This window comes from Streptomyces sp. NPDC097129 (assembly GCF_055668065.1).
The window spans coordinates 502,673-517,380 of the sequence record NZ_JBVOQE010000004.1 but is presented as its reverse complement, the minus strand read 5'-3'; the positions used below and the strand labels follow the sequence as shown (position 1 = coordinate 517,380).

8 protein-coding genes and 1 pseudogene are annotated in these 14,708 nt (G+C 69.4%); 4 read left to right on the top strand and 5 right to left on the bottom strand.

Annotated features, from left to right (window positions below; genetic code table 11):
* Positions 1-7,287 (top strand): annotated as a pseudogene (locus tag AC0B9F_RS16150) (ricin-type beta-trefoil lectin domain protein); the annotation flags it as partial.
* A 383-nt stretch (positions 7,288-7,670) separates the two neighbouring features.
* Positions 7,671-8,387 carry a hypothetical protein gene (locus tag AC0B9F_RS16145; protein WP_472002947.1) on the top strand — a complete coding sequence of 239 codons (717 nt, stop codon included), beginning with the start codon at positions 7,671-7,673 and terminating at the stop codon, positions 8,385-8,387.
* A 70-nt stretch (positions 8,388-8,457) separates the two neighbouring features.
* Here the strand turns inward: AC0B9F_RS16145 and AC0B9F_RS16140 are convergent, their stop codons facing one another.
* Entirely contained in the window at positions 8,458-9,102 is a 645-nt protein-coding gene (locus AC0B9F_RS16140) for a hypothetical protein (RefSeq protein ID WP_472002945.1), read from the bottom strand.
* Between the two features lie 260 nt (positions 9,103-9,362).
* Here AC0B9F_RS16140 and AC0B9F_RS16135 point away from each other — a divergent pair, with 260 nt between their 5' ends.
* Together AC0B9F_RS16135 and AC0B9F_RS16130 are read left to right on the top strand one after the other, a co-directional pair.
* On the top strand, positions 9,363-9,458 hold the full coding sequence (locus AC0B9F_RS16135) for a putative leader peptide (protein ID WP_391657473.1): 96 nt from the start codon (positions 9,363-9,365) through the stop codon (positions 9,456-9,458).
* Positions 9,459-9,536: 78 nt separating this feature from the next.
* On the top strand, positions 9,537-10,949 hold the full coding sequence (locus AC0B9F_RS16130; protein ID WP_472002943.1) for a sulfatase family protein: 1,413 nt from the start codon (positions 9,537-9,539) through the stop codon (positions 10,947-10,949).
* Here the strand turns inward: AC0B9F_RS16130 and AC0B9F_RS16125 are convergent.
* The 4 genes from AC0B9F_RS16125 to AC0B9F_RS16110 are packed head-to-tail and all read right to left on the bottom strand — an operon-like array spanning position 10,937 to position 14,559.
* Positions 10,937-11,590, bottom strand: a complete 654-nt coding sequence (locus AC0B9F_RS16125; RefSeq protein ID WP_472002941.1) for a response regulator — start codon at positions 11,588-11,590, stop codon at positions 10,937-10,939. The genes AC0B9F_RS16130 and AC0B9F_RS16125 overlap by 13 nt on opposite strands.
* On the bottom strand, positions 11,580-12,860 hold the full coding sequence (locus AC0B9F_RS16120; RefSeq protein ID WP_472002939.1) for a sensor histidine kinase: 1,281 nt from the start codon (positions 12,858-12,860) through the stop codon (positions 11,580-11,582). Before AC0B9F_RS16120 ends, AC0B9F_RS16125 begins: the two co-directional genes overlap by 11 nt.
* Positions 12,861-12,907: 47 nt before the next feature.
* Entirely contained in the window at positions 12,908-13,642 is a 735-nt protein-coding gene (locus AC0B9F_RS16115; protein WP_472003001.1) for an ABC transporter permease, read from the bottom strand.
* A gap of 5 nt (positions 13,643-13,647) precedes the next feature.
* The gene (locus tag AC0B9F_RS16110) at positions 13,648-14,559 is read right to left on the bottom strand and encodes an ABC transporter ATP-binding protein (protein WP_472002937.1); all 912 of its coding nucleotides are present in this window, start codon (positions 14,557-14,559) and stop codon (positions 13,648-13,650) included.
* Between the last annotated feature and the right edge of the window lie 149 nt (positions 14,560-14,708).

Below are 14,708 nucleotides of genomic sequence, written 5' to 3'. Positions count from 1 at the left end.
GCGGACGAGGAAGCGGAGAAGAACCTCACGACCGCGCCCGAGGTGCCGGTCGATCCGTATGCTCCGACGGCGGTCACGCCGTGGGCGGCGGACAGTGGTGTGGCGACGCTGAAGGCGGACGCCACGCCGGGCACGACGGTTCCGGTGGACGACCTGCCGATCGCGGTGGGCGTGCCGACGGGTACCGATCCGGCGGCGATCGACGGTGACTGGAAGGTCGATCTGGCCGCGCCGACCGCGTCGCAGGACGCGAACGTCTCCGGCATGATCATGAAGGTCACGCCGCCGGCGGACGCCGACCCGACCGCGCAGGTCTCCATCGCGGTGGACACCACCGGCTTCGCCGACCTGTACGGTCCTCAGGCGGCGGACCGTTTCGGTCTGGTGCTGCTGCCGAACTGTGTGATGGACGCCCCGGACACCGGTGACTGTGCCACGGACGCGGGTACGACCACGATGTCGGGCAAGACGGACAAGCAGCCGGAGCGGTTGCGTTCGTCGGTGAAGGTCGTCGCGGCGGACAAGGCGCCGACGAAGACGAAGGCTGCGAAGAAGGCGTCCCAGCGGAAGATCCTGACCGGTTCGGTGCCGGTGGGGGATCTGCTGGGCGGCAACGCCGGTGTCACGCCCTCCGGAGCGCGTACCGCTGCCTACCGCAGCGGTGACGTGCTGCCGGTCGTGGACGCTTCGGGTCCGCAGGTGATCGGTGCGATGGACACCGGCGCTTCGGCCAGCGGTGACTTCACGGCGAGCCCCCTGTTGTCCTCCGGCTCCTGGGCCGCGGGTTCGTCTTCCGGAGCCTTCACGTACTCCTATGACGTGCAGGTGCCGGAGACCGCCGGTGGTCTGATGCCGAAGATCTCTCTCGGCTACTCGTCGCAGTCGGTGGACGGGCGTACGTCGGCGACGAACAACCAGGCCTCGTGGGTGGGTGACGGCTGGGACTACAACCCGGGTTCGATCACGCGGACGTATGCGAACTGCCGTGAGGACTCCAAGAAGGACGGGTCCAACAACAAGACGCACCGCACCGCGGACCTGTGCTGGGGTTCGGACAACGCGACGCTGTCGCTGGGCGGGATGACGACGGAGCTGGTCTGGGACAAGACCCAGGGCAAGTGGTTCACCGCCAACGGTGACGGCTCGAAGATCGAGCGCCTCACCGACACGGGTAACGGCAACGGTGCCCGCAACGGCGAGTACTGGGTTGTCACCACCAAGGACGGCACCCGCTACTACTTCGGCCTGAACAAGCTCCCGGGCTGGACGTCGGGCCAGGCGACGACCGACTCGGTCCTCAACGTTCCCGTCTACGGCAACCACGAGGGTGAGGACTGCTACAAGGCCGGTGACTGGGCCCATTCGTGGTGCACCCAGGGCTGGCGCTGGAACCTCGACTACGTCGAGGACATCCACGGCAACGCGATGTCCCTGTGGTGGAAGAAGGCGCAGAACTACTACGCGCGCAACTTCGACTTCAAGGCGCCGGTCGTCTACGACCGTGACGGCTGGCTCGACCACATCGACTACGGCCAGCGCAAGGACACCCTGTTCTCGGCGACGGCTCCGGCGCGGGTGAACTTCACCGTCGCCGAGCGCTGTCTCGACGAGGGCACGCTGACGTGTTCGGACGCGAACTTCGAGGACAAGGACCCGGGCAAGTACCGCATCTGGTACGACACCCCCGCCGACCTGAACTGCAAACCGGTCACCTCCACCTACAAGACGAAGTGCTGGAACGCGGGCCCTTCCTTCTGGAGCCGTAAGCGGCTCACCCAGATCCAGACCTCCGCGCAGCGCCGCACCGACACCACCGCCCGCCAGGTCGTGGACCGCTACGCTCTCAAGCAGAGCTTCCCCGTCCTGAAGACCGGCCCGAACACGGCCCTGTGGCTGGAGTCGGTGCAGCGCACCGGCTATGCCCGCAACGGCAGCACGGACAAAAGCGTCACCATGAACGCGGTGCGTTTCGAGTCCAACGCGGAGGACATGCCGAACCGGGTGATGCGGCCCAACGACGCGCGGCCCGGTTTCTCGCGGCTGCGGATCGGCCGGGTCATCAACGAGTACGGCGGCGAGACCGTCGTGACGTACAAGAAGCCCGAGGGTGACTGCGCGACCGGCACGAATCTGCCGGACAAGAAGGACACCGCCGCCCTGAAGGCGAACACCCGGCTGTGTTACCCGTCGTTCTGGGCGCCGGACCCCGAGGTCGAGGACATCGACTGGTTCCACAAGTACGTCGTGGACTCCATCGAGGAACTCCCCAACGTCGACGGCGCGTTCGCCACGAAGACGGCCTATCTGTACAAGAACCCGGGCTGGAAGCTCGCCGACCAGGAGTTCACGAAGAAGTCCACGCGGACGTACTCAACGTTCGCGGGCGTCGAGCAGACCACCGTCATCACGGGCACCGACGACGCCTCCATCGGCTCCAAGCGCTCGAAGGCCGTCACCCGCTTCTTCCGGGGCATGGGTGACACCGTGTCCGTGAAGGACATCACCGGCGCGGAGATCGCCAAGGACCGCGACGCGTTCGCCGGCCGCATCGCCGAAGAACTGGACTACGACAACGCCGACGACGCGGACACCGCCTGGGTGTCCCGCTCGATCACCGTCCCCGAGGCCACCGAGCTGGCCCACCGCGACCGCGACGACGGCCTCGACCCGCTACGCGCCTGGCGCGTCACCGAGCCGGACGAGATCGCCTACACCAAGTCCTCCGGCAGCAACAGCGACGACACCCGCACCGAGCGCATCGTCAAGACCCACACCACCTACGAGCCCACCTACGGCCTGCCCATCCAGGTGGAATCGCTGGGTGACACCGGCAAGACCGGCGACGAGTCCTGCACCAAGTCCGAGTACATCCACAACACGGCGAAGAACCTGATCGGCCTGTCCAAGCAGGTGCTGGTGTCGCCCACGACGTGCGCCGCCGCCAACTTCTCGGACCTGTCCACGCTGAGCGGTGGCACCCGGACGGCGTACGACGGCCAGGGCTACGGGGTCGCGCTCGCCGACACCACCAAGGGTGAGGCGTCCGAGTCCTGGTCGATCAACGGTGACGGCACCGGCTGGCAGTCGGACGGCACGACGGAGTTCGACGCCATCGGCCGTGTGACGCGCACGACGGACACCGACCACAAGACCTCGGCCCTCATGACCTACGAGCCGGCCACCGGCCAGGTCTTCAAGGTCACTGACACCAACGCCGTGGGTCAGTCCGAGGTCCGTGAAGTCGAACCGGGTCGTGGCACCACGACGAAGACCACGGACGCCAACGGCCATGTCACGCAGGCCGAGTTCGACCCGCTGGGCCGGCTCGAAAAGGCCTGGGCCGCGGACCGCGCCCCCTCCGACACGGCGGTGCCGGACTTCCGCGCCGTGTACACCGTCCCCGAGTACAAGGAGGGCGAGGACCGCAAGCCGTCCTACGTCACCACCTACTCGCGCGGCTACAACAACAAGATCGACACCTCCGTCACCGTTTACGACGGTCTCGGTCGCGAGCGGCAGCAGCAGGAGCAGGCGGACGGCGGCGGCTGGCTGATCACCGACACGCTGTACAACAGCTCCGGTGAGGTCTGGCAGACCAACAACGCCTACCTGACCTACGACTCCACGCCGGGCGAACTCTTCTCCCCGGAGGCCGACACGCAGGTCCCGAACATCACCCGCTACACCTACGACGGCTCCGGCCGCGTACTCCAGGAGACACCCGTCCTCAAGGTCGCCGACCCGCTGACGGGCGAGGCCTCCTCGAAGGAGGTCCCGGAGCGGGCCATCCGTTACGAGTACGGCCTGGACTGGTCCAAGGTGGACAATCCCCAGGGTGTCTCGTCCTACCGGGTGTACACCGACGCCCTCGGCCGCAGCCAGCGGGTGGACACCTTCAACCCGGCTGCGCCCAGCGGCTTCACGTCGATGAAGTACGACTACGACGCTCGCGGTCAGCTGGTGAAGGCGACCAACTCCGCCGACTCCACCCACCCCTGGACGTGGACGTACGACCACCGCGGTCGCATGGAGTCCGCGACGGACCCGGACACGGGCACGACGCGCACGACGTACGACAGCCATGACCGGCCGCTGACAACGACCAACGCCCGCGGCACGGTCTGGAACGGCTACGACCAACTGTCTCGTCCGACCGAGCAGCGACTCAACAACTCAACCGGCACCCTCCTGGCCAACTTCACCTACGACCTGGCGCCGGGCGGCAAGGGCATGCCCTACACCGCCACCCGCTACACCGACGGTGAGGCCTACACACAGCAGGTCAACGGCTACACGAAGGACTACCAGCCGACCTCGACCACGCTGACCCTTCCCACCACCCTGGCCTCGACCTGGGGCCTGGACTCCGCCTACACCTACTCCTACAAGTACGCCGACAACGGCATGCTCGAGGAGTCCACGCTGCCGAAGATCGGCAAGTTCGACAGCGAGAAGATGGTCGTCCGCTACAACGAGGACGGCAAGCCACTCTCCATCTCCGGCAAGGACTGGTACGGCTCGGAGACGGTCTACGACCCCTACGGCCAGGTGCTGCGCTCGACGCTCGGCGCCCAGCCCTACCGGGTGTGGACGCAGTCGACGTACGACGAGTCCAGCGGTGAGCTCAAGGACCAGCAGGTCTACCGCGAGCAGACCGGTGACCAGTCCGTGGTGCCCGGCAACCTCGTCTCCAAGCGGTCGTACACCTATGACCCGTCCGGCAACGTCACCTCCATCCAGGAGTCGGCGACCGGTATCGACGAGCGGCAGTGCTTCGCCTACGACCCGCTGGGCGAGCTGAAGACGGCCTGGACCTCCAAGGACCAGTCCACCTGCACGGCTCCGAAGAACACCGACGGCTTGCTGAACGTGGCGGCCGGCAAGGACAACTCCGGTTACTGGCAGGAGTACGAGTACGACCTGCTCGGCAATCGCACCAAGCTGACCGAGAAGGACCTCACCGGCAACACCGCCAAGGACGCCACCAGCACCTACGCCTATGGCAAGGCCGACGGCACCCAGCCGCACACGCTGACCAAGGTGTCCAAGACCTACACCACCCCGCAGGGTGCGCAGGTCAAGGCCGAAGTGCAGCGTCTGTACGAGCTCACCGGTGAGACCAAGACGGTCACGTCCGTCCAGAACGGTGACAAGCAGGACCTGACCTGGACGTACGACGGCAAGATCGACCAGATCAAGGGCGCGGGCGCGGGCGGCAAGACCCCGTATGTGGGTCTCGCCGACAAGTGCCTGGACCTCAGGAGCGGCCTGGCCGTGGCCGGTACGGCGATCCAGCTGTACGGCTGCAACGCCTCCCCGGCGCAGAACTGGCGCTTCAGCCAGACCCCGGGCGGGACCAACCCCGACCAGGGCACGCTGAACGTCTACGACAAGTGGTGCGTCCAGCCCGCCGGCAACACCGCCGGGTCCGCCGTGCAGCTCCAGAAGTGCGACGGCACGGCCGGCCAGGAGCTCAAGCGCAACGCCTCCGGTCAGCTCACGCATGTGGCGTCGGGCCTGTGCCTGGCGGTCCAGGGTGCCAACTCGGCGAACTCGACCCCCATCGTGCTCGCCACCTGCGACGGCACGAAGGCCGAGCAGCTGTGGGCGCCGCAGAACGACACCCGTTACATCTACGGCCCCGACGGCTCGGCGCTGCTCACCATCAAGGGCAAGCAGGCCACGCTGAGCCTCGACGATGCCGAGGTCACCGTCCAGCGCGGCGGCGTCCTGGTCCAGACGCAGCGGACCTACTCCGCGCCCGGCGGCGCCGTCATGCGCTACGCCTACGGCACCGGCGGAGACAAGCTGGTCGCCATCACGGGCGACCATCAGGGCAGCCCGTACGCCGAGGTGGCGCTCGACGGCGGCATGTCGGTGCGGATCCGCAAGCAGGACCCGTTCGGCAACCAGCGCGGCGCGGACACGGCCGGCGTCAACCGGCAGTCGCACACCGGGTTCCTCGGCGCCACCGACGACAACGCCTCCGGCTTCGTGTCGCTCGGCGCCCGTCTGTACGACCCGGTGGTCGGACGCTTCCTGTCCGCCGACCCGGTGCTGGACCTCAACGACGTCCTGCAGTCCAACGGGTACGCCTACGCGAACAACAACCCGGTCACGTTCTCCGACCCCACTGGCGAGTCCATCGTGCTGACCGCCTCCGAGCGGGCCGCGGCCCTCGCGGGCGCGGGCCTGTCCGCGGCGCAGGTCGCGCAGGCGCAGGCGATGCAGGGCAAGTCCCTCACCTCGGTCATCCTGGCCGTGGCATGGGAGACCCTGAAGGACTTCATCGGCATCAACGACGCCATGGCGTGCTTCGGCGGCGACATGTGGTCCTGCATCAGCATCGCGGTCGACGCCATCCCGTGGACCAAGCTCGGCAAGATCCCGTCCGTCATCAAGGCCGTCAAGCGCACCATCAAGGCCGTCGAATCCTTCAAGGTCGCCAAGAAGGCAGCCGAACTCGTCCTCAAGGCGGCCAAGGCCGCCGAGGCGGCGGCGCTACGGGCCAAGAAGCTGGCGATCGAGCGAGCGAAGAAGCTGGCAGCGCAACGAGCCAAGAAGAAGGCGGCCGAAGCAGCCAAACGAACAGCCGACAAGGCGGCGGCAGCCGCCAGGAAGACAGGTAACCCCCGCCACAAGGCGGCCCAGGCCAAGGCAGCCCCGAAGGTGTCGTCCCACAGCGGGGGCGGCGGCAAGGGCGGCGGAGGCGGCGGCTCCAAGCCCGGCGGCAAGTCCGGCGGCTCCGCCAAGAGCAACGGCGGAACCAGCGGCAGCGGCGGCTCCGGCAAGGCCGACGGCGGCGGTGGCGGTGGTGGCTCCTGCCCGATCAACAACAGCTTCGTGCCCGGCACCAAGGTCCTCATGGCCGACGGCACCACGAAGCCGATCGAGCAGGTCAAGGCCGGTGACAAGGTCGTGGCCAGGGACCCGAGGACCGGCGAGACCCGCATCGAGACGGTCACGGCCGCGATCCTGGGTCACGGCCTGAAGCACCTGGTCAAGGTCACGATCGACGTCGACGGCACGAAGGGCACCAGGACGGCCCAGGTCACCGCGACCGAAGGCCACCCGTTCTGGGTCCCCGAACTCGGCAGGTGGATCGATGCAACAGACCTGAAGGCCGGTGAGCTGCTGCAGACCAGCGCAGGCGGACACGTCCGTATCACCGCCGTCGAACGGTGGACGGTCAAGGACGCCTCCGTCAGTAACCTGACGGTGTCCGATGCCCACACGTACTACGTGCTCGCGGGCACGGCGGCGCTCCTCGTGCACAACTGCGGCGGGGGATTCGACGCCTCCGGTGCCGCCTGTTCCTGCTCGAGTCCTCGCCCGGCGGTCTGGGAGATCGACGCCATCCAGCACCCGGACAGCGCCATTCACGCTGCTGAACAGGGCGGCGACGGCATGATGGTCACCCTGGACCGACCCGGCGCCGGCGACCGCCGTGCGGACAACCTCCGGGGAATTCCCACCCGGCCAAAACAGGACCGGGACGAGTTCCCGCCGGCGATGTTCAAGGAAGGCCAGGGCGCGCACGTCAAGTACATCGGGTCGGGAGACAACAGAGGCGCAGGCTCTTCAATGAAGAACCAGTTGGTTGACATCCCCGACGGCGGAAGGGTATTGATTCGCATCGTCAGTCTCGACTACATCCTGGGGAATCCGTAGTGGATCGCTTGCTGGACATCGCGAGCCCGGCCCGCTCGGGCGACGAGCCCAGACCGGAGGACATGTCGGGCCTCGGGTCCATCGGCGGCGACCTGTTGCGGATGCTCAGTGAGCGCAACGGCTTCTACGCCTTCGAGTCCGCTCTGCATGTGTTCGCCTCGGCCGAGCGCATGCGGAGCGAGTACTCGCTCCGTTCGTGGAACGAGAGGAACCGGTGGATAGATGCCTACGGGGCGCTCGGGCCGAGTCTGGTCTTCTTCGCCGAGGACATTTTCGGAGGCCAGTTCGGAACGGACGGTACGCGCATCTACTCGTTCGACCCGGAAACGGCCCGGCTCACGGAGTCGGCCTCGTCGCTCCCGGAGTGGACGGAGCAGGTGCTCGATGACTACGGGTATCTGACCGGCTACCCAGTGGCTCACGAATGGCAGAGCCGGCACGGAGAAATTCCGATCGGCCACCGACTGATTCCGAGAGTGCCCTTCGTTTTCGGCGGGAATTACGACGCCGACAACATGGTGCTCACTGAATCAGCCGCTGCCATGCGTTACCGGGGCGGAATCGCGAACGCGATCGCAAGGGTGTCGGACGGATCGCAGTTGCGGTTCGACCCCTCGGTCGTCGAGCGCATCCGCTGTGCCGCGGATGCGCCGGACGGGCCACGGGTCTGCCGGTGCTTCCCGGCGGCCGGAGACCTGGACGGTGGCCACCCGTAGTTCCCCTGCGACAGCCGGAGACCTCGTTGATGAGGTCTCCGGCTGTCTGCTGCGCGGGTGTTGAAGACGATCAGCACTGCCAGAGGAAGGAGCCTTCCCCACAGGACGAGCAGGCGAAGGCGTACCCTCGGCCGCCTCCGCCGAAGTTCATCGATGTCCGATGGTCGTGTCCTTCTTCCAGCTGAGCCGCAAACGCCATGGGGCGGGCACACGACGGACACGCGGGAGTCTCGTCGGCCTGCAGCCACGACGGAGACCCGGCCAACTGCCCGAGGACATCCTGCACAGGCCGGCCGTGAGCCTCGGACCAACGGTTCCGCGCCGCGTGATAGTCGTCCTCGTTCACCGCTGCGCAGTCGATACCAGAGGTCTCGGGGCAGAGGGCCTCGCCCTCCGTCGGCACGGCGGCGGCTGCGAGACCGGATCCCGGGAAGAGGAGCGCCCGGTTGCCACCGGCGAAGGGATCCCACTCCTCACAGGCCCCTGGATCGTTCTGGCACATGAAGACGGACAGGATGTGCTGTGCGTCCGCGACGGAACCCGAAGCCCGAGCGCCGGGGCCGTCGACCGGCAACTGGGCAAGAAACGTCATCGATCCGGAGCAGGTGGCGCACAGCGGCCACGTGAAGGTGGCGGGCACCAAGGGGATTCCGCCCGTGCGCATCACCAGGGCCCGATCATCGACAGGCCCGGCATACGTCATCAGAGTGGTCATGGCCGCGAGCCTAGTGTCCGATCACCACACGCCTGTCCGACGCCCCTGCCAGGAAGCCGTTCGCGGCACGGTCAGCACCACTCCCGGCTCGTGCGACCTCGTGCACCGGCGGCGGCCGATCGATGCCCCCGCCGCCGATCCGGCGGTTCAGAGCCGCCGCCGGCCCTTGCGGAGCGCCGCATGAACAGCGTGTGAAACCACCTCCGCCGCACGGGACCCCGTATTGACGCCCGCCGGCAGCCCTGGCAGCGTGCGTGATCATGAGGCTCTCCGCTGTCCGCACAGGGATGTGCGTCGCGCTCGTGGCGCGGCGTCATGTCGACCTGTGCCGTCAGGCCAGCGCGATCTGTAGCTGAGGCTCGGCCTCCTCTCCCTCCTTCTTCCCTCCCTCGCCGTGCCCGCCCCGGGAGCATGGCCACCTCCGAGGACCCCTTATGTCTGGAATATCCCGTCGTGCCTTCACCGGCCTGGTCGGCGGCGGCGCCGCGACGGCCGTCGCCGGTACGGCCGTCACGGCTACGGCCGCCACCGCCGAGGCCGCTCCCCCCGCCGAGCACCCCTTCCGGGCCCGTACGAACGGCCGCCCCGGCAAACGCCCCAACATCCTCTTCGTCTTCGCCGACGACCTCGGCTGGGCCGACCTGTCCTCCTACGGCGCCCCGCACATCAAGACGCCGAACCTGGACCGGCTCGCCGCGCAGGGGGTGCGCTTCACCGACGCCTACTCCGGCTCGGCGACCTGCTCCCCCACCCGCTTCAGCCTCTACACCGGCCGTTTCCCGGGCCGTACCAAGGGCGGCCTCGCCGAGCCCATCGCCGATCGCACCCAGGGTCTGGATCCCAGCCATCCGACGCTCGCCTCGCTGCTGAAGAGGGCGGGTTACGCCACCGCGCTGATCGGCAAGTGGCACTGCGGCTGGCTCCCCGACTTCAGCCCCACCAAGTCCGGCTGGGACGAGTTCTTCGGCAACTTCGGCGGCGCGCTGGAGTACTTCTCCAAGCTGGGCCAGCTCGGCGACTACGACCTGTACGAGGGCGACGCCGAGTACAAGGACCTGCGGTACTACACGACCGTACTGACCGAGCGGGCGGTGGAGTACGTCGGCCGGCGGCACGAGCAGCCGTGGCTGTTGAACCTCAACTTCACCACCCCCCACTGGCCGTGGCTCACCGAGGACGACGAGGAGACCGCCGCCGGGATCGCGGCGAAGATCCGCGGCGGGAACGTGCTCGGCGCGCTGCGGCACGACGACGGCGGCTCGGTGGAGAAGTACACGGAGATGGTGCAGAGCCTGGACCGGGCCGTCGGCCGGGTGCTGGCCGCGCTGCGCCGCTCCGGGCAGGAGGAGAACACGATCGTGGTGTTCTCCTCCGACAACGGCGGTGAGCGCTTCTCCTACCAGTGGCCGCTCAGCGGGGAGAAGGCCTCGCTGCTGGAGGGCGGCATCCGGGTGCCGACGATCCTGCGCTGGCCGGCCCGCGTCGACGGCCGGCAGGTCAGCCACGTCCCGGTGTACACGCCGGACTGGACGGCGACCCTGCTGGAGCTGGCCGGCGCCCGCCCCGACCCGGCGTACCCGCTGGACGGCCACAGCCTGGCCGGTTATCTGCTGCGCGGCGAACGCGTGCCGGAACGAGACCTGTTCTGGCGGGTGCGCGGCAACCGGGCACTCAGACGGGGCGACTTCAAGTACTACCGGGACGCCGACGGCAAGGACCATCTCTTCGACCTCTCGGCCGACGCCCGCGAACAGGCCGACCTGGCCCCGGACCGGCCGCAGCTGCTCACCGAGCTGAAGGCGGCCTGGGAGAAGGTGAACGCGACCCTGCTGCCCTACCCCGGCTGACCGAGGATCCCCCGGTCGTAGGCCGCCGCCACCGCTGCCGCGCGGTCGTTGACGCCGAGCTTGGCGTACAGGTGGGTGAGGTGGGTTTTCACCGTGGCCTCGCTGATGAACAGCTCGCGGGCGATCTCCTTGTTGGAGGTGCCCTTGGCGACCAGTGCCAGCACCTCCCGTTCGCGCGCGGACAGCGGCTCGTTGCCCGGGGTTCTGGGCGCGCGGACCGCCGAGACCAGGCGGGAGGCCACGGCCGGGGAGAGCACGGTGCGGCCCTCGGCGGCGGCCCGCACCGCGGTGAACAGCTCCTCGCGGGGCGCGTCCTTGAGCAGATAGCCCGTCGCGCCCGCCTCGATCGCGGGCAGCGTGTCGGAGTCGGTGTCGTACGTCGTCAGCACCAGCACCCGGGCGCGGGCGCCGCGCCGGGTCAGCTCCCGGATGGCGTCGACGCCGCCGCCGCCCGGCATCCGCAGGTCCATGAGGATCACGTCCGGGTCGAGGGCGGCGGCCCGTTCGACGGCCTGCACCCCGTTCGCGGCCTCCCCGAGGACGGTGAAACCGGGGGCGGCGGCGAACATGCCGCGCAGTCCGTCCCGGACCACGGGGTGGTCGTCGACGATCAGCAGGGAAATGGACGTCTCATCGCTCATGGCGCACCAACGGTACGCGAGCCGACAGGGCCGTTCCGTACCCCGGTTCGGTCTCGACGGTGAGGGAGCCGGCGATGCGCTCGGCGCGGGCGCGCATGCCGCCGAGCCCGAAGCCGCCGGTGGCGCTGCGCTCGGGCAGGGCGCGCGGGTCGAAGCCGCGGCCGTCGTCGCGGATGTCGAGGACGACCTCGTCGCCCATGAAGGACAGGGTGACCCCGGCGCGGGTCGCGTCCGCGTGCCGGGCGGTGTTGGCCAGGGCCTCCTCGGCGATGCGCAGCAGCGTGGCGGAGACCTCGGCGTGCAGTTGCTCCGCGGTGCCGGTGACGGTGAAGTCGGCGCGCACTCCGGTGCGTTCGCCCCAGGCGGCGACCGTCTTCTTCAGCGCCTCGGGCAGTTCGTCGCGGTCCAGGGCGGCCGGGGCGAGGTTGTGCACGGAGCGGCGGGCCTCGCCCAGGCTGTGCCGGGCCAGGTCCATCGCGCGGACCGTGTGGTCGCGGGCCAGGTCCGCGTCGGGGGTGTTCACGACGACCTGGAGCTGGGCGATGATGCCGGTCAGTCCCTGGGCGAGGGTGTCGTGGATCTCGGCGGCCAGCCGGCGGCGCTCGTCGGCGACGCCGGCCTCGCGGGCCTGGACGAGCAGCTGGGCGTGCAGGGCGGCGTTCTCGTCGAGGGCCTGCTGGAGCGCGGTGTTGGTGCGTTCCAGTTCGACGATGGTGTCGGCGCGGGCCCGGGAGCGTTCCTCCTCCTGGTGGGTGAGGTGGCCGACGACCATCCACAGCACGTTGTTGACCACCAGCATCCCGAAGAACACGCCCCACTGCGAGGCGTTCTTCAGGGGCATCCCGCCGGACTGCGAGCCGGCCAGGGTGACGGACGTGGCGAACAGGCCGATGCGGTGCCGGCGCCGTCCGGGGATCAGCTCGTCGGCGTCGAAGTAGCCGGTGACGGCGTACAGGGCGAAGAAGGGGTTGAGCCAGGTGAGTGCGAAGGCGATCGCCCAGCGCACCGCGTAGAACACCGCGCCCGCGCGTGAGGGGGTCCTGCGGCGGCGGCCGGTTCCGGTGGCGGGGCTGGGCGGGCGCAGGTCCCAGTACAGGTGCAGCACCAGCGCCGCGCCGACGAGCACGGCGGCCGCCTGGCGCCGGCCCGGCCCGGCCATGATGTCCTGGGTGGCCACCGCGATGAGCGTGGCGATGCCGAGCATCCCGTACGGGCCCCAGCGGTGGAACTGGTCCCACCGCTGTTCGAGCTGCGTGTCCTTGGTGGCCATGCCCCCAGTCTGCATACGCCCGCCTTCTCCCTTGCGCATGTACTCGCCTACTCCCAGCGGAACCAGCGCACGGCCGCTCCCGTCAGCAGCACCGCCCAGGCGGTGAGCACCCCGAGGTGTCCCCAGCCCGGCCAGTGGCCGGCGGCGGCCTGGTTCAGGGCCTGCGCGGCGGCGCCGAACGGGGTCCAGCCGACGATCCGGGCGAGGAGGTCCGGCATGGCCTGCACCGGCACCCACACGCCCGCGCAGAACATCATCGGGAAGAACACCGCCGAGCCGATGGCGCTCGCGATCTTCGTGGTGCGGGACAGCGCGGTGACCACCGCGCCCAGCGCGAGGCCGGCCGCCGTCGCCAGCAGCAGCGCGAGCAGGTATCCGGCGGCCTGCCGGGGCAGGGTCACGTCGAAGGCGATCCGGCCGACGGCGAGCGCGAGCAGCGCGGAGAGCAGCGCGGCACCGCCGTACACCAGCATGTGGGCGGCGAGGAGGGCCGCCGGACGCACGGGCGTGGCGGACATGCGGCGCAGGATGCCGCGTTCGCGGTAACCGGTGACGGTCTGCGGCAGGCTCTGCACACCGCCGACGATCAGGCCGAGCAGCACCGCCACCGGCACATAGACGTCGACCGTGCGCAGGCCGCCGAGGGAGGCGTCGGGGTGCCGGAAGGACGGGATGGAGCCGAGGATCACCAGCAGCAGGGCCGGGAAGAGCAGGATCCAGAACAGCGCTGCGGGTTCGCGGCGGAACAGCCGGATCTCGGTGCGCAGCACGGCGGGGTTCAGGGCGTTCATCGGGCGGCCTCCGTCAGGTCCAGGAACGCGTCGTCGAGCGTGGCGTCGGTGACGCGCAGCTGGTGGGCGGTGATGTGGTGGCGGGCGAGGAGCGTGATCACGGCGTTGACGGTCTCGTCGGTGCCGGAGAGCGTGACGCGGCCGTCCTTGTGTTCGACGTGGGCGAGCGCGGGCAGCGCGGACAGGGCGCTGTCGTCGAGCGGCGCTGACGGTGTGAAGCTGATGACGGTGGCGCCCGCCGAGCGGCGGATGAGCCCCTCGGGGGTGTCGAGGGCGGCGACGCGGCCCCGGTCGATGACCGCGACGCGGTCGCACAGCCGCTGGGCCTCCTCCATGAAGTGGGTGACCAGCAGGACGGTGACCCCGCTCGTGCGCACGTCCTCGATGAGCTGCCAGGTGTCGCGGCGCGAGCGCGGGTCCAGGCCCGTGGTCAGCTCGTCGAGGACGACGACCCGGGGGTTGCCGACCAGGGCGAGCGCGATGAACAGCCGCTGCTTCTGCCCGCCGGAGAGCTTGGCGAAGCGGGTGGTGAGCTGCTCCGTCAGCCCGAGCCGCTCGGCGAGCGGCCGCCAGTCGAGCGGGCGGTCGTAGAAGGCGGCGTACAGCTCGAGCGCCTCGCGGACGGTGAGCTTGGGCTGCAGCTCGCTCTGCTGGAGCTGGGCGCCGAGCACGCGGGCGACCTGCTCGTGGTCGGCGACCGGGTCGAGGCCGGTGACGCGGACCCGCCCGGCGTCGGGGACGCGCAGGCCCTCGACGCACTCGACGGTGGTGGTCTTGCCGGCGCCGTTCGGGCCGAGGATCCCGAAGATCTCGCCCTCCCGGACCGTGAACGAGACGCCGTCGACGACCGTGCGGCCGCCGTAGGACTTGCGCAGGTCGGTGACTTCGATGACAGGAGTGTCGGACATGGCACCAGCGTCCCGGCCGGACCCGGTGCGCGGCATCGGCCGTCGCGCTCGAACCCGCATCAGCCGATCGGTTGATACGGCACTACGACGTCGCCTGCGCCGCGGGTTCCGGGCCGCCGCCCGGCCGTGGTCGTAGGACCAGCGGCGGA